Origin of the sequence: Arthrobacter sp. cf158 (assembly GCF_900106835.1) — a bacterium.
Classification (GTDB): domain Bacteria; phylum Actinomycetota; class Actinomycetes; order Actinomycetales; family Micrococcaceae; genus Arthrobacter.
In genome coordinates this window covers 58,263-77,768 of the sequence record NZ_FNNR01000005.1, presented here as the reverse complement: position 1 = coordinate 77,768, position 19,506 = coordinate 58,263, and the positions used below count along the sequence as shown (strand labels likewise).

At 62.7% G+C, this 19,506-nt stretch carries 19 protein-coding genes and 1 tRNA gene; 16 read left to right on the top strand and 4 right to left on the bottom strand.

Translation table 11 applies throughout. The annotated features are described in order from the left end of the window. Positions 1 to 14: 14 nt before the first annotated feature. From BLW08_RS11420 to BLW08_RS11405, 4 genes are all read left to right on the top strand, one after another. A tRNA-Gly gene (locus BLW08_RS11420) sits at positions 15 to 90 on the top strand. A 178-nt stretch (positions 91 to 268) separates the two neighbouring features. Next, on the top strand, positions 269 to 1,723 hold the full coding sequence (locus BLW08_RS11415) for an amino acid permease (RefSeq protein ID WP_091325135.1): 1,455 nt from the start codon (positions 269 to 271) through the stop codon (positions 1,721 to 1,723). A 94-nt stretch (positions 1,724 to 1,817) separates the two neighbouring features. After that, positions 1,818 to 2,051, top strand: a complete 234-nt coding sequence (locus BLW08_RS11410; protein WP_014921420.1) for an antitoxin — start codon at positions 1,818 to 1,820, stop codon at positions 2,049 to 2,051. A 131-nt stretch (positions 2,052 to 2,182) separates the two neighbouring features. Continuing rightward, positions 2,183 to 3,400, top strand: coding sequence for a benzoate/H(+) symporter BenE family transporter (locus tag BLW08_RS11405; protein ID WP_091325133.1), 1,218 nt, complete (start codon positions 2,183 to 2,185; stop codon positions 3,398 to 3,400). Between the two features lies 1 nt (position 3,401). On the opposite strand, the gene zapE is transcribed toward BLW08_RS11405, so the two are convergent. Continuing rightward, entirely contained in the window at positions 3,402 to 4,442 is a 1,041-nt protein-coding gene (gene zapE / locus BLW08_RS11400) for a cell division protein ZapE (protein ID WP_090825382.1), read from the bottom strand. 208 nt (positions 4,443 to 4,650) lie between these two features. Between zapE and BLW08_RS11395 the strand changes: the two genes are divergently transcribed. The 3 genes from BLW08_RS11395 to ybaK all read left to right on the top strand — a co-directional run bounded on the left by BLW08_RS11395 (position 4,651) and on the right by ybaK (position 6,624). Next, on the top strand, positions 4,651 to 5,577 hold the full coding sequence (locus BLW08_RS11395; RefSeq protein WP_090825384.1) for a sulfurtransferase: 927 nt from the start codon (positions 4,651 to 4,653) through the stop codon (positions 5,575 to 5,577). A 63-nt stretch (positions 5,578 to 5,640) separates the two neighbouring features. Beyond that, positions 5,641 to 6,099 carry a SufE family protein gene (locus BLW08_RS11390; RefSeq protein WP_175538658.1) on the top strand — a complete coding sequence of 153 codons (459 nt, stop codon included), beginning with the start codon at positions 5,641 to 5,643 and terminating at the stop codon, positions 6,097 to 6,099. A gap of 18 nt (positions 6,100 to 6,117) precedes the next feature. Then, on the top strand, positions 6,118 to 6,624 hold the full coding sequence (gene ybaK, locus BLW08_RS11385) for a Cys-tRNA(Pro) deacylase (RefSeq protein WP_091325131.1): 507 nt from the start codon (positions 6,118 to 6,120) through the stop codon (positions 6,622 to 6,624). On the opposite strand, the gene BLW08_RS11380 is transcribed toward ybaK, so the two are convergent. Next, positions 6,621 to 7,907 carry an alpha/beta hydrolase family protein gene (locus BLW08_RS11380; protein ID WP_091325130.1) on the bottom strand — a complete coding sequence of 429 codons (1,287 nt, stop codon included), beginning with the start codon at positions 7,905 to 7,907 and terminating at the stop codon, positions 6,621 to 6,623. The genes ybaK and BLW08_RS11380 overlap by 4 nt on opposite strands. A 123-nt stretch (positions 7,908 to 8,030) precedes the next feature. Here BLW08_RS11380 and BLW08_RS11375 point away from each other — a divergent pair, with 123 nt between their 5' ends. From BLW08_RS11375 to BLW08_RS11335, 9 genes are all read left to right on the top strand, one after another. After that, entirely contained in the window at positions 8,031 to 8,522 is a 492-nt protein-coding gene (locus tag BLW08_RS11375) for a hypothetical protein (protein WP_090825393.1), read from the top strand. A 14-nt stretch (positions 8,523 to 8,536) separates the two neighbouring features. After that, the gene (msrB, locus tag BLW08_RS11370; RefSeq protein WP_090825395.1) at positions 8,537 to 8,977 is read left to right on the top strand and encodes a peptide-methionine (R)-S-oxide reductase MsrB; all 441 of its coding nucleotides are present in this window, start codon (positions 8,537 to 8,539) and stop codon (positions 8,975 to 8,977) included. Between the two features lie 201 nt (positions 8,978 to 9,178). Then, on the top strand, positions 9,179 to 10,546 hold the full coding sequence (locus tag BLW08_RS11365; RefSeq protein WP_091325128.1) for a DUF6421 family protein: 1,368 nt from the start codon (positions 9,179 to 9,181) through the stop codon (positions 10,544 to 10,546). Continuing rightward, a complete protein-coding gene (locus BLW08_RS11360) occupies positions 10,546 to 11,283 on the top strand; it encodes an SDR family NAD(P)-dependent oxidoreductase (protein WP_090825399.1) in 738 nt (245 codons plus the stop codon). Before BLW08_RS11365 ends, BLW08_RS11360 begins: the two co-directional genes overlap by 1 nt. Before the next feature lie 43 nt (positions 11,284 to 11,326). Next, on the top strand, positions 11,327 to 12,406 hold the full coding sequence (locus tag BLW08_RS11355) for a threonine aldolase family protein (protein WP_091325565.1): 1,080 nt from the start codon (positions 11,327 to 11,329) through the stop codon (positions 12,404 to 12,406). A 63-nt stretch (positions 12,407 to 12,469) separates the two neighbouring features. After that, positions 12,470 to 13,126 carry a DUF3000 domain-containing protein gene (locus BLW08_RS11350; RefSeq protein ID WP_091325127.1) on the top strand — a complete coding sequence of 219 codons (657 nt, stop codon included), beginning with the start codon at positions 12,470 to 12,472 and terminating at the stop codon, positions 13,124 to 13,126. Positions 13,127 to 13,206: 80 nt separating this feature from the next. Beyond that, on the top strand, positions 13,207 to 14,550 hold the full coding sequence (locus BLW08_RS11345) for an HRDC domain-containing protein (protein WP_091325125.1): 1,344 nt from the start codon (positions 13,207 to 13,209) through the stop codon (positions 14,548 to 14,550). A 191-nt stretch (positions 14,551 to 14,741) separates the two neighbouring features. Next, a complete protein-coding gene (locus tag BLW08_RS11340) occupies positions 14,742 to 16,001 on the top strand; it encodes a thiolase family protein (protein ID WP_090825405.1) in 1,260 nt (419 codons plus the stop codon). Beyond that, a complete protein-coding gene (locus tag BLW08_RS11335; RefSeq protein WP_091325123.1) occupies positions 15,998 to 18,139 on the top strand; it encodes a 3-hydroxyacyl-CoA dehydrogenase NAD-binding domain-containing protein in 2,142 nt (713 codons plus the stop codon). The genes BLW08_RS11340 and BLW08_RS11335 overlap by 4 nt, the downstream gene beginning before the upstream one ends. Positions 18,140 to 18,238: 99 nt before the next feature. Here BLW08_RS11335 and BLW08_RS11330 read toward each other — a convergent pair whose 3' ends face one another. Both BLW08_RS11330 and BLW08_RS11325 read right to left on the bottom strand, forming a co-directional pair. After that, positions 18,239 to 19,216, bottom strand: coding sequence for an aldo/keto reductase (locus tag BLW08_RS11330; RefSeq protein ID WP_091325121.1), 978 nt, complete (start codon positions 19,214 to 19,216; stop codon positions 18,239 to 18,241). 61 nt (positions 19,217 to 19,277) lie between these two features. Then, on the bottom strand, positions 19,278 to 19,496 hold the full coding sequence (locus tag BLW08_RS11325) for a helix-hairpin-helix domain-containing protein (RefSeq protein ID WP_091325120.1): 219 nt from the start codon (positions 19,494 to 19,496) through the stop codon (positions 19,278 to 19,280). Positions 19,497 to 19,506: the final 10 nt, after the last annotated feature.

Here is a 19,506-nt window from a genome sequence, read left to right as displayed (position 1 = left end):
GGCAGGCAGCATGTGCGGACGTAGCTCAGCTGGTAGAGCACCACCTTGCCAAGGTGGATGTCGCGAGTTCGAATCTCGTCGTCCGCTCCAGAATAAAAAAGCAGCTCTTCGGAGCTGCTTTTTTTATGCCCACATTCAGCTGGATCCCAATACATTATTTGAAGTAACCGATACCCCTCAGAAGAATTCGCTTTATCTAATGTGATTCGACTCGCATAATGTACTGCGAGCTCATCACCGTTCCACGCCAACTGGCAGGAGTACCCCCATGAATCAACAGACGGCTTCCAAGTCCGTCCTGAGGCGCAAGCCCATCGACGATATCGAGGAAGAAAGTAAACACAGCGGACTCTTCAAGAGTCTTGGCCTCTGGCAACTGACGGCTATCGGCGTCGGCGGAATCATCGGCGTCGGCATCTTTTCCCTCGCCGGACTGGTTGCCCACGGCAGCGAGGGCAACCCGGGCGTAGGCCCCGCGGTGCTCTTTTCCTTCCTCATCGCCGGCCTCGCCTCCGGAGCAGCAGCATTGTCCTACGCCGAATTCGCCGGCATGATCCCCCGCGCCGGATCGGCGTACACGTATGGCTACGTAGCCCTTGGCGAGATCATTGGCTGGTTTATCGGATGGGATCTCCTGCTTGAGTACATCGCCATCGTGGCCGTCGTGGCCATCGGCATCTCCGGCTACTTCGACGCCTTCCTCTCCGGCATCGGCATCCACATGCCAACCTGGATGACGTCCACGGCAGATGAAGGCAAGGGCGGCATCATCAACCTCCCCGCCATCCTCGTTTGCCTCCTGGTCACATGGATCCTAAGCCGTGGAACCAAGGCTTTTGGCCGGTTCGAACTTGTAGCGGTGGCCATCAAGGTCATCCTGATCCTGTTCATCATCGGCCTGGGCATTTTCTATGTGAACACAGAGAACTACAACCCGTTCATGCCCAGCGGATTCGGTCCGGTGGTGGCCGGTGCAGCGACCGTGTTCTTCGCGGTCTTTGGCTATGACGCCATGAGTACGGCAGCGGAAGAGGCCAAGGATGGCAAGAAGCACATGCCCAAGGCCATCATCCTGTCCCTGATCATTGCCATGCTGCTCTATGTTGCGGCCACGCTTGTCCTGACCGGCATGCAGAACTACAAGGACATCAATCCCACCGCCGGCTTCGCTTCCGCGTTCACGGGCGTGGGATTGCCCGTCATCGCCACCATCATCTCGGTATTTGCGGTCCTGTCCATCCTGACTGTGATGCTGACGTTCCTCCTGGGAGTCACCCGCGTGTGGTTCTCGATGAGCCGCGACGGATTGCTCCCCGGCTGGTTCGCCAAGACGGACACGCACGGCACTCCGCAGCGCGTTACGTGGATCGCCGGTATTGCTTCAGCGTTCCTCGCCGGAGTCTTCCCCATTAAGGAAGTGGCGGACCTCACCAACATCGGCATCCTGGCGGCCTTCGTGGTGGTCTGCGTTTCTGTGATTGTCTTCCGCTACACCAAGCCCAATGCCCCGCGCACCTTCCGCTTGCCACTGATGCCGGTTGTTCCCGCCTTCGGTGTCCTGGCATCTGCGTTCCTCATGTTCCAGTTGCACTGGGAAACCTGGGTGCGGTTTGGCGTTTGGTTGATCATAGGCTTGATCATCTACTTTGCGTACGGGCGCCGGCACTCGCTGATGAACCCTGACAGTCCACGGCACAAGGTGACAAGTACGCCCTTGGCATAGTTGCCTACAGGCCTCCCTTGGACCCTTGGCACCTCTGTCAACTGGTGTTAGGGTCGGACGCGGAGGAGCGAACTGGCTCCGCGATGGAAGGGAGGTGCCCGTGGGTTTAATTGACGACCTGAAGGGCAAGGCTCAGGGTCTCATTCAAGGCAACGAGGAAGCCATCAAGAATGGCATCGAAAAAGCCGGGGATTTTGTGGACCAGAAGACGGGCGGCAAGTACGCCGGTCACGTCGACAAAGTCCAGAATGCCGCTTCCGACTTCGTGGCCAAGAACGACGGTCAGCCTGGACAGGCTCCCGTCACGGATGAGCCGAAGCAGCCATAGCTGCCTGAGCCGCCGTACCAGATACGTCAAGGGGGCACCGGTCCCGCCGAGAGGCGCCACCGGTGCCCTTGGCGTTTAACCCGACCTTCACGGTCACAAGTTCCATCCAAGGGTCAGGTATTTTGGACCCTATGCCTTCCGTCTCCCCGCCAACCACCCGCAGCCATTCCAGCCGGGAGACACTGGGCCCTCCGGTCACGGCAGGCATCGTCACCGCTTTGGTGGGCTTCACCTCGTCTTTCGCTGTTGTCCTCGCCGGATTGCAGGCTGTAGGCGCCAATCAGGCGCAGGCCTCCAGCGGGTTGCTGGCCCTGACCCTCACTTTTGGCCTGGGCATTCTCTGGCTGGCCTGGCGGTCCAGGATGCCGGTAACCCTCGCTTGGTCCACGCCCGGAGCAGCGCTGCTGGCCTCGGCCGGGATGGTCGACGGCGGCTGGCCGGCCGCCGTGGGCGCATTCCTGATCGTCGGGGTCCTGATAGTGCTGACGGGTCTGCTGCCCGTTCTGGGGCGGCTCATGGCGAAGATTCCCACGGCGTTGGCACAGGCCATGCTCGCAGGAGTGCTGCTCCCCCTATGTCTGGCACCCTTCAAGTCCTTGGGCTCAGCACCAATGTTCATTGCGCCGGTGGTGCTGAGCTGGGTTGTCCTGATGAAGTTCGCGCCCAGGTGGTCGGTCCCGGCCTCACTGTTGGTCGCCTTGGCAGTGATCGGCTTCCACATTGTGTCCAACGGCGTTCACGTCCCTGTGGATGGCCTTCTCCCCAGGCTGGAGTGGACCACTCCCGGGTTCACCGTGGAGGCTGCCGTAGGGCTGGCGCTCCCCTTGTTCATCGTGACCATGGCGTCACAGAACATCCCGGGGGTGGCAGTGCTTAAATCGTTTGGATACACCACGCCATGGCGCTCGTCGATGCTGGTTACCGGAGCGGGAACCATGGCGGGCGCACCCTTCGGTGGTCATGCGATCAACCTGGCCGCCCTCAGTGCGGCACTGGCCGCGGGTGAGGAAGCCGGCAAGGATCAGAGCAGGCGCTGGATAGCAGCCTTCGTTTCCGGGATCGCCTACTTGGTACTTGCTGCCGCCTCCGCGGCGCTTGTTACCCTGGTGGCCGCGGCACCGTCCGGACTCCTTGAGGCAGTTGCGGGACTTGCACTGCTGGGGACTCTGGCGTCATCCATCTCGTCGGCCTTGGCAACAGCTGAAGAACGCATCCCAGCGTGCATCACTTTCCTGCTGGCCGCATCAGGCCTAAGCTTCGCCGGTGTTGGCGCTGCTTTCTGGGCCTTGGCCGGAGGCCTGCTGGTTCGCTGGATGTTGAAGACCAGGGAGCCTCTTCAACAGTCCTAGATCACGCGGGCTCGTGGTTTTGGGCCTCACGGGCAAGCGCCGTGAGTCGGGAAACGGCACGGAAGTACTTCTTGGTGTAACCGCCGGTCATCATTTCTTCGGTGAAGAGCTTGTCGAATGGGACTCCGCTGGCAAGGATGGGCACGTCCTTGTCGTAAAGCCGGTCGGCCAACACCACGAAGCGGAGGGCCACTGCCTGCTCGGTGATGGTTTCGACGTCGCTCCAGACCACAGCTTCCACGCCCGAGATGAGCTGCCGATAACGGCTCGGGTGGACAGCGGCCAAGTGGTTTACGAGGGTGCGGAAATCATCCACAGCTACGGTCTTGCCATCGAATTCGGCCCGCATACGGTGCTTGAGTTCTTCGGTCTTCAGAGGTGCGGGAGCGGCGGGCAGACCCCGGTGGCGGAAGTCCTCGCCGTCGATCCTCACGACGTCGAACTGGTCCGCGAGGACCTGGATCTCGCGCTGGAAGTCGACGGCGGCAAAGCGGCCTTCGCCCAAGGAACCCGGGAGGGTGTTGGACGTGGCTGCGAGCTTGACGCCCGCGTCAGCCAGCTCGCGCATGAGGCGTGACATCAGGACCGTATCGCCTGGATCGTCGAGTTCGAATTCGTCAATGCAGACCAGTTTGTAGCTACTCAGCGCTTCGACGGTCTTACGGAACGAGAGCGCGCCTACAAGGTTGGTGTATTCCACGAACGTTCCGAAGGCCTTGGGTCCCGGTGACCTGTGCCACAGCGAAGCCAACAGGTGGGTCTTGCCCACACCAAAGCCGCCGTCAAGGTAGATGCCCGCGCGGGTGGCAGGGGCCTTCTTGGCGAAGAGCTTCTTGAAGAGCCCACCGCCGTCGTCAGAGCCGACGCCATCGGCGAAGGCAGACAACAACTTGACTGCGTTGGCCTGGCTGGGCTGCGAAGGATCGGGCCGGTAGCTGTCGAACGATACCTCTCCGAATCGAGGAGACGGGTAGAACCCCTTGAGGAGTTCTTCCACGGAGACTGCCGGCGTGCGGGCAGCCAGTTGTTCGATCTGTACCACGGTGGTCCGTTCCTTCGGTTTTAGGTCCCCAGCAAGAATACCGGCATCGGACGGCCCGGAACGGACACGTGACCAAGCCCATGTTTCACCGTATGACCCGAGGGAAGCATTCCACGCGGCCCGTGGTTAGTGTTGGAGCACGCCGGGCTGGCACCTGCACCACCTCCCACGGCCTGGCTCCGTCCGTTGTCAGTGAAAGGCCATCATCATGTCCTACCCCGTTGAACAGAACGAAAAGTTTGCGTCGTACGCAAACCCTGAACGCCTCGTGTCCACCGAGTGGCTCGCAGCAGCACTTGCAGACGGCGCCATTGCCGATGGCAAGCTGGTAGTCGTAGAGTCCGATGAAGACGTCCTCCTTTACGAGACCGGCCACATCCCCGGCGCCGTCAAGATCGACTGGCACACCGATCTGAATGACGAGGTCACCCGCGATTACGTGGACGGCACCGCGTTCGCCGCGCTGGCGGCGTCCAAGGGTATCTCCCGCGACAGCACCGTGGTCATCTACGGTGACAAATCCAACTGGTGGGCGGCCTACGCATTGTGGGTCTTCACGCTCTTCGGGCACGAGGACGTCCGTCTCCTGGATGGCGGCCGCGACAAGTGGATCGCCGAAGGCCGTGAACTGACTACTGACGTTACTCAGCCTTCAGCCGGCGAATACCCCGAGGTTGAACGTAACGATGCCCCCATCCGCGCATTCAAGGAGGACGTCCTGGCGCACCTGGGCAACCCGCTCATTGACGTCCGTTCGCCTGAGGAATACACGGGTCAGCGCACTCACATGCCTGCTTACCCGGAAGAGGGTGCGTTGCGTGGCGGTCACATCCCCACAGCGGCCTCCATTCCGTGGGCCCGGGCAGCAGCTGAAGACGGTACCTACCGCAACCGCGAAGAACTCGAAGCCCTCTACCTGGGCGAAGCCGGCCTGAAAGCCGGCGACGACGTCGTGGCGTACTGCCGCATCGGGGAACGCTCAAGCCACACGTGGTTTGCCCTGAAGTATCTGCTGGGCTTCGACACCGTGCGCAACTACGACGGTTCCTGGACCGAATGGGGTAACGCAGTCCGTGTACCCATCGTTAAAGGCGCTGACCGCGGCGCCGTTCCTGCCGCGTTCGCACGCAACTAGTTCGGGAAGAAGCGTTGCCGGACACAAAGTGCATTCGCCGCGGTTGTGCGTAAGCTGGAAGAGATGAGTACGAACACATTGCCCACCGCGCTGGCGGAAATCGTCGATGACTTCCAGGCTTTGACGGAGCCTGACCGCCTGCAGCTCCTGCTTGAGTTCTCCAGGGGATTGCCGGAGCTTCCGGAACGTCTGAAAGACCATCCGGAATTGCTGGAGCAGGTTGTCGAATGCCAGTCCCCCTTGTTCCTCACCATTGAGTCCGAGAAGAATGCCGAAGGCTCCCGCGCCTACCGGCTCTATTTCAAGGCACCGCAGGAGGCACCGACAACCCGTGGCTTCGCAGGCGTCCTGCACGAAGGACTCGACGGATTGACTGCTGAAGAAATCCTTGCCGTTCCGGACGATATGCCGGAGTTGCTGGGTTTGACGAGGGCCATCACTCCCCTCCGCATGCGGGGAATGACCGCCATGCTCGGCCGCATCAAGCGTAAGGTCGCGGCTGCAAGCCGTCTGGAACGCTGAAAGGCATCGCCACACGGTATGGCAAGGAAATTGGCATCACAGGGAACGCCGGCTACCGCAGCACTCGCTGCGGCCGGCGTTCCTTTCGTGCTGCACCCCTATACCCATGATCCATCGACCACCAGCTATGGCCTGGAGGCGGCCGAGGTGCTGGGCATCGAACCCGCCCGGGTCTTCAAGACCTTGATGGTGGAGGTGGAGGGACGCCTGGCCGTGGCCGTCGTCCCGGTTTCCGGAAACCTGGACCTGAAGGCAGCAGCCGCTGCCCTGGGTTCCAAGAAAGCAACCATGGCGGATCGCGCGGCAGCCGAACGCCGCACGGGGTATGTACTGGGCGGGATTTCCCCCTTGGGACAGCGCCAGATCTCTCCCACGGTGGTGGACGAATCAGCGTTGTCCTATAAAGCAATCCTGGTGTCAGGGGGCCGCCGCGGCTTGGACATCGAGCTCGCGCCAGCGGATCTTGTCCGGTTGACCGAGGCTGTCATTGCACCAATTGGGACCGCCACGGCCACCAAGCGCTAACCAGCGGGCGCTGCTCCAGCTGCGCCCTCTGAACTACCTGGCTGGCCGGGGTTATTGCGCGGGGCCAATTGCCGCTGCAGCCAGGCATGGACTACACGCTCCCACCGCTCAGGGTCGACGTTCCATTCCTTGGTGTGGCGCGCCCCGTTGAACGGCTCGAAGGTGACCATCTCCGGATTTTTCTCTGCGAGGCTGGCGGAGGGCCCGTAGGGAACGTAGTCATCGTCAACGCTGTGGATCAGCAGTGTCGGCGTGCGCAACTCCACTGCCCGGGCCTCCCAGTCCATCGCCTTCAGGTCCACGGGCGCTGACAAACCGGTCAGCCGCCGGCCCAGTGGGTGTCCCAGCATCAGTTGTCCGTAGCGCCCCACGTTGTAGGGGATCCTGTTCATTTCAGCGTGATGGGCCATGACGTTGACCCAATTGATGACGGGTGCGTCCAGCACCAGGGCCCTGATGAGGTGCCGGTGTTTGGAGAGATCTGCGGTTTGCAGGCTGATGGCCCCACCCATTGACCATCCGAACAGGACGATTTCCTTGGCCCCATGCTCCACCGCGTATTCGATCGCCGCCTCGACGTCGCGCCATTCGGTGGATCCCAGCCCATAGCGACCATCCAGCGCTGACGGTGCCAGGCCGTCGTTCCGGTACGAAATCAGCAGGCTGTCCATACCCAACTGGCGCGCAGTACGAACTGCCCTGAGCCCTTCCAGCCGGGTGGCGCCCCGGCCGTGCACCATGATGGCCCAGATGGGCGCTGGAGCCGACGCTTCGGCGCGAATCAGCCAGGCCGGCGCCTGCCCGCCGTCGACGTCTATGGTGACGTCCTCGGCCGCGAGTCCGATCGCGGCCGGGTCCGGATACGTTGCACCACTCCACCAGCCGCGACGTGCCTCCGACAGATCGCCGCTGTAAACCTCTTCGACTTCACGCAGGACTGTCTGTTCTGCCGGTGAATAGGAAACGATCCGCCCGATCCGCGCATGCCCCTGTCCCCCGGCGAAGAAGAGGCTGAAGACGCCGTCGATGGTTGCATCGGGGGTGGCTGCCAAGATGACCTGCAAACCTTTGTCACCGCGGATGACTGCGAGCACTTCCTGGTCCTCGTGCCGTGCGGCGGGAGTAATCACGCGGCGGGCGAAATACACGGCGAGCGCAGAGGATCCGGCTGCCACCAGGCCAGCGAGAGTTCCGCCGGCCACGAAGCCTGCTATTGCCCACTTGGTGCGAAGGGACAGTTTGGTGTCTGCAGCTTCTCTCGCTGACCGGGTGTTCGATGCCATGGTTCCATTGTTGCCGTTCCTTGGCAGTGCCTGGTGCAGGCGCGGACCGCGCGGCGTACCGGCACGTGGGTGCCGGGGTCCAAAAGCCTGCGGACTCGGGTTCCCCGGGACTACGCTGTAGCCATGAGTGATCCCATAGTCATCCTGACTGAAGAACCCCTTGGCCCCGACGACCGCGTTAATATCGCCAAACTGATCGACGGGGGTGACGCACCCCTTGTTGTGCTGGTTCCCTCCAATACCGAGCGGCACCTCTTGGTGGATTTCCTCGAGAATCTGTCACTGCTTGATATAGCAAAGGCGTTCCGCGAACTCACGGCCCAGTCGCCGGACCCTGAGGCGGAGCGGGCGGAAGCCTCTGAGACTTTGGCCGCGTCGCTTGCGGCGTTGGCAGGTTTGGGAGGAGGCGTCACCGGCGAGATCGTCGACGGCGGTGCCGTGGCAGGCTTGGTGGCCAAGGTCAGGGCGCTGGACGCGGCGCAGGCTGTCGTGGTGACCAGGCCACATGCAATTGCAGACACGTTCCATACAGACTGGGCCAACAAGGCGCAGGATCAACTGGGGCTTCCAGTACTCCATCTCTATGCCGGTTCGGGATTTATCGGCGACTCGTGAGCGTTGGATAAAACATGAACACTCCTGACAACACCAGCAAGACAACTTCTGCGCCCGTTGAGAAGAGCGATGCCCAATGGCGCGAGGAGTTGACACCCGAGGAGTACCGGGTGCTGCGGCAGGCGGGCACGGAGCGGCCATATACGGGCGAGTATTGGGACACGCACACTGAGGGCGTGTACCAGTGCCGCGCCTGTGGCAGCCAACTCTTCACAAGCCGGGAAAAGTTCGACTCCCATTGTGGGTGGCCGTCCTTTTGGGCCCCGTTGGCTGAGGGAACCGTGCGCTATCTCCACGACCGCACCATGGGTATGGACCGCGTTGAAGTCCGCTGCGCCAACTGTGATTCCCATTTGGGTCATGTATTCGAAGGTGAAGGCTACGGCACTCCCACGGACCAGCGGTTCTGCATCAACTCCATTTCGCTCCGCCTGGTGAACCCGGACCAGGGCTAGCGGTTTCGGACGGATCACCCCAGGGTGGTCCGTCCGGCTGGCGCATTCGGGCATGTACTCGCGACAACTGGATCTCAAGCTACCTCCAAGCACTCCATGGCCAAGGGTTTCTTATGCTCACACCATTTTTGAATTAGCAACCCTTTCCGCTTGCTACGCTCGGGCCAGAAGCAATTCGTACTCCGGAAAGGGCCGAGCTCCATGACGATCACCGCCACCCACACTCTCCCGCGTGTCACTGCCGACAACGCCGAGTGGATGACCCTTAAGGCTGCGGCCACTGCACTGCAGGCACACCAGGAGCAAGACGGCTCCATTGCCGATCCTGCTGCCCACCAAGAAGCAGCCGGCCTCGTGGCAACCATTACCCAGGCCATCGTGTCACTGGCCCCGCATTTCCCCCACGACGCCACGTACCTCCAGTTGTTGGTCGAGGACTTTGACCGGTGGGCGAAAGCCGGCTTCGGCATTCCGGACTTCCTGGATTCCCTCCAGGCCTTCCAGCCCCAGCAGCAGCGCGTCGATGGCCTGCAACACCTGGTGGTCTTCCCCATGTACACGCAGAACGGCAGCACCAACAGGCTGGTTGAAGCCGTGCTGATCGAAGTTATTTGGCCGGAATTCATTGGCGGACTGGAAGCTGGCGCTTACTCCAACAAGCTCTTCGTCCCCATTCGGTTCATCGACTTTACGCCCGGGTACGACACCAACTCGGCCGTCCTTTTCCCCGAAACGGTGGCCGTCCGCCAGACACCCACCTTTACCTGGGGTGCCATCTTCGCCGACCGCGAGGCCGCTCGTTTCCGCCGCGTCCTGAAAGCCGCTGCGGCAACCACGTCCCTGGAACTCCCCGAGGATGCAGCGCAGCTGATCGAGGACCAGGAACTGACGCAGCGCACATTCGTCATGTGGGACCTGATCCATGACCGTACCCACATGCGTGGCGATCTTCCTTTTGATCCGTTCATGATCAAACAGCGCATGCCGTTCTTCCTGTACTCGTTGGAGGAGCTGCGCTGCGATCTGACGGCATTCCGCGAATCCGTCCTGATCGAAAAAGACGAGGACGCTGATCCTGACGCAAGGAAGCACGCAAAACTCGTGCAGTATGCGGTCATCTTTGACCGCATCTTCCGCTTCGCCATCACCGGCAGCCGCGTCCGTAACTATGACGGACTCGGTGGCCAACTCCTGTTTGCCTGGATGCACCAGCACCGTGTACTCCACTGGACGGACAGCAAACTCTCCATCGACTGGGACGATGCCGCCGACGTCGTGGTTGAACTTGGCGCCAAAATCGAAGAACTCTACTGGCGTTCCATCGACCGTCCGAAGGCTGCCCACTGGTTGGCAGCGTACGAACTGATTTCGGGCACGGTGACTCCGCACCCGGCGTCCGTATGGTCCAAGGGCCCGGACGCGTTGCCGCTGGACGGCCCGCCGCGCGGCCTCACCGACCAGGTCCTGGACGATGAATTCCCGCTCTCCATGTTCTATGAAGCGCTGGAGAAGAAGATGCGCCCCGTTATCGAGTCCACCACCGGTATTACCGGCGCGACGGCGGCCTGATGACCACTCTGACTATCCTCGTGACCGGTGGCAGCAGCGCATCCGGCATTGCCGTGGCGGGCGCACTTGCCGCCGCCGGCCACAGGGTACTCACCGTGGGTTCGGACGATGTCCGGATCAAGGCGGCTGCGGCTGCTGCGGGCCAGGGGGTCACACCATTGGTCTGTGATCTCGGCAGCCTTGAGTCCGTCCGTGAGTTGGGTTCCGCCATCGAAAAGCTGGGCATTGGGGGCGTCGACGGGGTCATCCACCTGGTCGGCGGTTGGCGCGGCGCGAAAGGCATCAAGGACCAATCCGACGAGGACTGGGAGTCCTTGGAACGGGGCGCAATCACCACTTTGCGCAACGTCTCCAGGGTCTTCTACAGCCAACTCGAAGCATCTCCTCACGGCCGGCTTGCGATGGTGTCCTCTACCACCGCGTCGGCACCCACAGCCGCAGCCGCCAGCTATGCGGCGGCGAAAGCCGCTGCAGAGGCCTGGACGTTGGCGGTAGCCGACGGTTTCCGCCGAGACCAGTCCGCCAACAGCGGGAACCCCGGGACTCCCACTGAGCAGCACAGCGCAGCTGTGATCTTCGTGGTCAAGGCCCTCGTTGACGATGCCATGCGGCGACAGCATCCGGAACGGCGATTTCCCGGATACACGGACGTCGCAGACCTGGCGACGGCCGTCGTCGGGCTCTTTGACCAACCTGCCGCCACCCTGAACGGTCAGCGCATCCTGCTGGCGAAATAGACTTGAAAGCGTGAATGAACAAGTGACGAGCACTACAGAGGCAATCCACAACGCCGACAGCACAGCTGGATCAGGCCAACTGCACGACCCATCGGTGCGTGGATTTGCGTCGGACAACTACTCCGGTGTGCATCCTGAGATCCTGTCGGCGCTGGCAATGGCCAACGGAGGACACCAGGTTTCTTATGGTGAGGACGTCTACACAGCCCGGCTCCAGGAAGTCATGGAGCAGCAGTTCGGCCCGGGCATCGAATGCTTCCCCGTCTTCAACGGAACGGGCGCCAATGTCCTGTCGCTGCAGTCGCTGCTTCCGCGATGGGGTGCGGTGATCTGTGCATCCACGGCGCATATCAATATGGATGAGAACGGCGCACCGGAGCGGGTCGGTGGGATCAAACTCCTTCAGGTGCCCACCGACGATGGGAAGCTCACCCCCGAGCTGATTGACCGGGAAGCCTGGGGCTGGGGCGATGAGCACCGGGCACAGCCGCTTGCCGTGTCCATTACACAGACCACCGAACTCGGCACGTGCTACACGCCGGAGGAGGTGCGTGCCATTGCCGGGCATGCCCACGCCAAAGGCATGAAGCTTCACATGGACGGCGCCCGGCTGGCCAACGCGGCCGCCTACCTTGGAGTTCCCCTCCGCGAGTTCACGCGCGACGCCGGCGTGGATATCCTGTCCTTCGGCGGCACCAAGAACGGAATGCTCTTCGGCGAGGTGGTGGTTGCCTTAAACCCCGAGGCCGCTGATGGCCTGAAGTTCCTTCGCAAAATGAACATGCAGCTTGCTTCCAAGATGCGTTTCATCTCCGCCCAGTTCATTGCTTTGCTGGAGGACGGCCTGTGGCTCCGTTCGGCTGCGCACGCCAACGCCATGGCGGCCCGCCTGCGGACGGCTGTGGAAGCGATCGACGGCGTCGAGCCCACCCAGGCGACGCAGTCCAATGGCGTCTTCGCCATCCTTCCCGAAGGAATTGCGGACCGCCTCCGGAAGTCCTTCGCATTCTACGATTGGGACGCGGCCCGACGCGAAGTCCGTTGGATGTGCTCCTTCGACACCACAGAGGACGACATCGATGCCTTTGTTGCTGGGATTAAACGGGAGCTGGACTCCGTATAACCCTTGGAATCCGGGGCGGCGAGCCTGCACAGAATCGCTGCCCCGGACGCATAACCTGCGAGGGTGAACGCCCTCGCACAGGTTCCCGCGGACTTCCTCGTCGCCTTGGGAACCCTACGAAAAGCACAATGCCGCAGCGAATTGCGGCTTGACGAGATCCCTGCGCCTGCACGCCTGGCTCCCTACGCCGTGGCCTTGGGCGCTGAAGTCTTCAGCCCTACGGCAGCTACCCGACAGGTACCCGTCCACGGCCCCGCTGCCAAGGCCTTTGCCCAAAGCCAAAGCAGCAACCCCTCCAGCGAAGAAGACGACGAATTGGCCACCGGCCGCTTCATCCTCTTGTACGACCCCGAGGGGTCCGCTGTGTGGGAAGGCGAATTCCGGATCGTCACCTACATCCGCGCCCAAATGGATGCGGAGATGGGTAACGACAGCATGCTGGGCTCAGTCGCCTGGACATGGCTCGTGGATGCTCTGGAAAACCACGCGGCCCCCTACCGTGCTGCGGGCGGTACTGCTACGCGGATTCTTTCCGAAAGCTTCGGCACACTAACCGGGCGACCCGACACGATCGACATCGAACTCCGTGCCTCGTGGACTCCCGGAGGCGCCGACGTGCAAGCCCATCTGGAAGCGTGGTCGGACATGGTCTGCACCTTTGCCGGACTGCCACCCCTTCCGCCAGGCGTCACCGGACTACCCAACAGGAGGCTCAATTGACCACTCTCTGCCTCCCGGCAAACGCATCCTTTGCCCCGCCAGCACCCTGCTGTGGCGGGAATCGGTAAGCTTAAGCCACCATGACCCCTGAAAATCCGGAAAAAACCACAGCCGGCGATCCGGTTGCTGATCCCACCACCCACATCAAGGTTGACGGCTTCGATAGCCATGTCCCTGAAGTCATCGATCTCGATACCCCGCGCGAAGGCGTGCCGCTGGTCATCGATACCCCTGCAGGCCTGGAGCGTTGCGCTGCAGCCATCGCGGCAGGAACAGGACCGGCCGGAGTGGATGCTGAGCGCGCCTCAGGATTCCGCTACGGACAACGTGCCTTCCTGGTGCAGATCCGCCGCGAGGGCGCCGGCACCTGGCTGATCGATCCTGAGCCGTTCAACAACCTGAACATCGTCAATGACGCCCTCCGTGGCGTCGAGTGGATCCTGCACGCGGCCACGCAGGACCTGCCCTGCTTGTCAGAGCTCGGCATGTGGCCGGACAAGCTCTTCGACACGGAACTGGCCGCGCGGCTTGCGGGACTCCCCCGCGTGGGCCTGGCCGCCGTGATTGAGCAACTCCTCGGCTTCGGCCTTGCCAAAGAGCACTCCGCTGCCGATTGGTCCACGCGCCCTCTACCGGAACCGTGGCTGCGGTACGCAGCGCTGGATGTCGAGGTCCTTGCCGAACTCCGCGAGGAACTCATTGAACTCCTCGAGGCTGACGGCAAGCTGGACTACGCCGAGCAGGAGTTCCAGGGAATCCTTGCCGCCGGCATCTCCCCGCCGCGCGTGGATCCGTGGCGCAAGACGTCGGGGCTCCACCAGATCCGTGATCGCCGGCAATTGGCGGCAGTCCGTGAGCTGTGGCAGGAACGGGACCAGTTGGCGCGCAAGCGGGATGTCGCCCCGGGCAGGCTTCTCCCTGACTCCGCGCTCGTCGCTGCTGCCAAGGCCATGCCCACAACCGTCCCCCAGCTACTGGCAACCAAGGGATTCCATGGGAGGTCGGCCCAGCGTGAGGCGCCCCGTTGGCTGCGCTGCATCACCAATGCCCGGACCTTGGGTGACCTCCCGCCGCTGCACTTGCCCACCAACGCTCCACCCCCTCCACGGGTGTGGGTGGACCGCGACCCCGAGGCCGCGGCACGCTTGGCCACCGCCAGGCCTGCCCTGCAGGCCAAGGCTGACGAACTCAAGCTGCCGGTCGAGAACCTGCTGACGCCGGACTTCCTGCGGCGGGTTGCCTGGCGCCCCCCGGCCGACGTTTCGCTGGAGAGCGTCGCGGCGGAACTTCGGTCACTCGGTGCCCGTGAGTGGCAAATCTCCTTTGCCGCCCCGATCCTTAGCGAAGCGTGCTTGAACCCCAAGCCGCTTCCGGCCAAGGAACCCAAGGCTAAAGAAGCACCGCAGTCCAAGGAAGCCGGCTGAACACCTGCGGCCCCCAGGCCCGCCACCCGAACCACGGTTCGCGGAGGCGGGCCTCTTGCGTCTCCGGCCCGGCTGACGGGCCACCGTCTTACACCTTGCAAGCTAAGTTACCCACGAGTAACATTGCATCAATGCCAACCGGAGTACCCGCCCTGCGGGTCCGGCACCATGTCTCAACGAGGAGTTAATACATGAGTCCATCACGCAATGCTCAGAGGAACGTCCGCGACGTCGTCTTCGTGGACGGTGTCCGCACGCCCTTCGGCAAAGCCGGCGAGAAAGGCATCTATGCGGGAACCCGCGCCGATGACCTCGTGGTGAAATGTATCCGCGAACTGATGCGGCGGAACCCGTCACTACCCGCTGACCGTGTGGACGAAGTCGCCATCGCGGCCACCACGCAGACCGGGGACCAGGGCCTGACGATCGGCCGCACTGCCGCCCTGCTGGCCGGGCTCCCGCGTACGGTTCCCGGTTTCGCGATCGACCGCATGTGCGCCGGCGCCATGACGGCAGTCACGACGACGGCCAGCGGCATCGGCTTTGGCGCCTACGACGTCGTGATCGCAGGCGGTGTGGAGCACATGGGCAACCACCCCATGGGCGCCGGCGCCGACCCGAACCCCCGCTTCATGTCCGAACGCTTGGTGGACCCGGCAGCGCTGAACATGGGCAACACGGCCGAGAACCTGCACGACCGTTTCCCGGCCATCACAAAGGACCGCACGGACGCCTACGCTGCCGCGTCGCAGGCCAAACTCGCGGCTGCCTACGCCAATGAGCAAATCCAGCACGACCTGGTTCCGGTAGCAACCATGAAGCCGGGCCAGGGTTGGGCCCTTCACACCACCGACGAGCCGCCGCGCCCCGGAACCACAGTGGAGGATCTGGCCGAACTGCGTACCCCTTTCCGCGCCCATGGACGCGTGACGGCAGGCAATGCCGCAGGATTGAACGACGGCGCCACAGCAGCTGTTCTGGCGTCGGCCGAAGCGGCTGAAGAGCTCGGATTGTCAGTCAAGATGCGCCTGGTGTCCTATGCCTTTGCGGGCGTAGAGCCTGAGGTCATGGGCATTGGGCCGGTGCCCGCCACGGAAAAAGCCCTCAAGAATGCCGGGCTGGGCATTGAGGACATCGGACTCTTCGAAGTCAATGAAGCCTTCGCAGTCCAGGTCCTGAGCTTCCTTGATCACTTCGGCATCGCCGATGACGACCCCCGGGTCAATCGCTATGGTGGGGCGATCGCCGTCGGACATCCCCTCGCATCCTCAGGCGTCCGCCTGATGAACCAACTTGCCCGGCAATTCGAGGAAGATCCCTCGGTTCGCTACGGCATCACCACCATGTGCATTGGACTGGGCATGGGGGCCACCGTGATCTGGGAAAACCCGCACCACGCCGACTTCGAAGCTTTTGCCACCACCGCCACCACCGAAGGAGCCGCAGCATGAGCGCCGCCGAATTCCAGAAGCTCGCCGCACTGTTCCCCGATGAAGTAGTAACTCATTCGTACGTCCAGGACATCCAGCTCCCTGGGGCCGGCACCTTCGCACTGATCACCTTGGACAATGGGCTGGATCACTCCAAACCGACCACTCTTGGCCCCAACACGCTTGTCGAGCTCGGCGGCGTCCTGGAGACCCTCAAGCAACGCGCTTCCCGCGGCGAGATCGTCGGCGTGGGCGTCACCGGAAAGCCATACTTCCTCGTGGCGGGTGCCGACCTTTCTGCCGTGAAAACGCTCAAGGAACGTGAGCACGGACTCTGGATGGCCCAACTGGGCCACGCGGTGTACTCAACGCTTGCCAACCTTGGCGTTCCGAGCTTCGCTTTCATCAATGGCCTCGCGCTGGGGGGCGGGCTGGAAATCGCCCTGCAGTCCACCTACCGCACCGTGTCCACGGGCGCAGGCGCGCTTGCCCTCCCCGAAGCATTCATTGGCCTTGTACCGGGCTGGGGCGGCGTGTACATTCTTCCGCGCTTGATCGGTCCGGAAAATGCGGTCAAGGTCATGATCGAGAACCCGTTGAGCAACAATCGCACGCTCACCGGGCCGCAGGCATTCCAGCTGGGCGTAGCCGACGCCATCTTTGAACCGGCTGACTTCGTGGAGCAGTCCCTGGCTTGGGCGGCGCGCGTACTCTCCGGCGAGGTGACACCGGAGCGCTCGAACTCGGTTGATGCGTCAGAGGATGCGGTGGCCGCCCGCTGGGCAGCTGCCGTGTCTGCAGGGCGCGCATTCGTCGAAGCCAAGACCTCCAACGCTTCTCCGGCACCGGCAAAGGTCCTTGATGTCATGGAAGCCAACCGCACCATGACCCAGGCAGAGTCTGCTGAGCTCGAATGCGAGACCCTCGCCGGTCTCATGCAGACAGACGAGTTCCGTTCCACCGTGTACGCCTTCCTGGACCTCGTCCAGAAGCGTTCCAAGCGCCCCGCCGGCGCCCCGGACCGGAAGTTGGCCCGCCCGGTGACCAAGATCGGCGTGGTCGGCGCCGGACTCATGGCCAGCCAGTTGGCTCTGCTGTTCGCCCGGCAACTCAAAGTCCCCGTAGTGATGACCGACATTGACCAGGCACGCGTGGACAAGGGCGTAGCCTATGTCCACGCCGAAGTCGACAAGATGCTTGAAAAGAAAAAGATCAAGCCCGACGCCGCCAACCGGACAAAGGCACTCGTCACCGGCTCCGTGTCCAAGGAAGTCTTTGCCGACGCCGACTTTGTTATTGAGGCCGTCTTCGAAGAACTCCATATCAAGAAGCAGGTCTTTGCCGAGGTTGAGGAAATCGTCTCACCCGAGTGCATCCTGGCCACCAACACGTCGTCCTTGTCCGTCACGGCCATGGCCGAAGACTTGAAGCACCCAGAGCGGCTGGTGGGCTTCCACTTCTTCAACCCAGTGGCCGTCATGCCCCTGCTGGAAATCGTTCGGGCACCAAAGACCGACGACGCCGTCCTGGCCACCGCTTTCGAACTCGCCAAAGGCCTCAAGAAGACGGCGGTCCTCGTCAAGGACGCGGCAGCCTTCGTGGTGAACCGCATCCTGCTTCGCCTCATGGGCGAGGTCATCGCCGCATTTGACGAAGGAACTCCTGCGGAGGTGGCCGACTCGGCACTGCGGCCCATGGGCCTGCCGATGTCGCCTTTTACCCTCAGTGCCATGGTGGGCCTGCCGGTAGCCCAGCACGTTCAGGAGTCCCTGCACGCAGCTTTCGGCGACCGGTTCCCCGTATCGCAAAACCTGCAGAAGCTCATCGACAACGGCGTCAAGACCCTCTGGACCCCGGGTCCGGAAGGAACCCCCGTCATTCCCGCTGACACGCTGGCCCTCATGTCCTTCGGCAACACGCCATCAACAGCGGAGGAAGTCCTCCGACGCACCCAGGACGCTTTGGCCGAGGAGATCGGGCTCATGCTTGCAGAAGGCGTGGTAGCGGGCCCGGAGGACATCGACCTCTGCGTCATCATGGGTGCCGGGTGGCCGATGTTCCTGGGCGGCATTACGCCATACCTGGACCGGGTTGGCGCATCCGAGCGCGTCAACGGTAAGAGGTTCCTGGCACCCGGTGTGGCTTCTGCACCTGCCTAAACGGCCGCATGCACTGAGCCGCATGGACAGATAGAGGGCCGTGCCCGGAGCATCCGCTCCGGGCACGGCCCTCTATCTGGTGAATTGGAAGAATGGGACCTAGAAAAGCGCCACTTTTGGTGCACGCGGGAAGATGTCGTCCAGTTCCAGCCGCTCGTCCGGCGTCGGAACCCAGCACACGGCGTCAGCGTTTTCACGGATCTGTTCCGGGCGCGTGGCACCGGCGATCACGCTGCTGACACCTGGCTGAGCGGCCAGCCAGGAGAAGGCCAGCTGGAGTTCGCTGATGCCCCGCTCTTTGGCGAACTGGCCAAAGCGGCCCAGCTGTTCCCAGTCGGCGTCGTGCACCAGATTGGTGCGGGTGTGGCTCAGGCGGGAGCCCTCGGGTGCCGTGCCGGCAGAGTACTTGCCGGTGAGAAGCCCATTGGCCAAGGGGAAGTACGGGAGGACGCCCAGGGAGAATGCCCCGGCCGCAGGCAGGACTTCCAGTTCGGCCCTACGATCCAGCAGGTTGTAGTGGTTCTGTGTAGAGATGAACCGGACACCGCCGGATTGCCGCCCAACGTACTCTGCCTCGGCAATTTGCCAACCGGCGAAGTTCGAGTGTCCGATGTAGCGGACCTTGCCACTGGACACCAGGTCATCCAAGGCGGCCAAGGTTTCCTCGATGGGAGTCCGTGGATCCGGAGTGTGGAACTGGTAAAGGTCGATCCACTCGGTGTCCAGACGGCGCAGCGAGGCTTCGACCGCCTTCACAATGTACCGGCGTGAACCGCGGGCATCGAAGTCTTTGCCGTTGACACCGCGCATGTCCATGCCGAATTTGGTTCCAATGACGACGTCGTCCCGGCGCCCCTTCAGTGCCTTCCCCAGCATGGTTTCACTCAGGCCAGGCTCGCGACCGTAGACATCTGCGACGTCGAAGAACGTCACCCCGGCATCGATCGCGGCGTGGACTACAGCGTCCGTGCCTTCCTGGGACTCGGTGGGCGTATTGGCGCGGCCCAAATTGTTGCAGCCCAGCCCTACAGCTGAGACGGTCAGTCCGGAACGGCCAAGGCGTCTGTATTCAGTCATGAATTCACCCTATTGCCCTGCCGTGCCAATAGTCACCTCGGGCAACAAATAGGACCGCCCGTTACACGGTGCCGAACGAAATGCCGGATTCCTCCATGGCGTCCTCGAGTTGGGCGATGGCCACTGGCCCCATGCCGTGGAGCTTGGAGATTTTCACTTCCCCGTACTCCGCCAGTTGCTCCAGCGTCTCAATCCCCTCATGCGCCAAGGCGCGTCTCGCTGGTGCGGCGAGACCCTTAGGCAGCGGTGTATGTCCTGGCCAGTTGCTCTTGGACGACATGGGGTCCCTC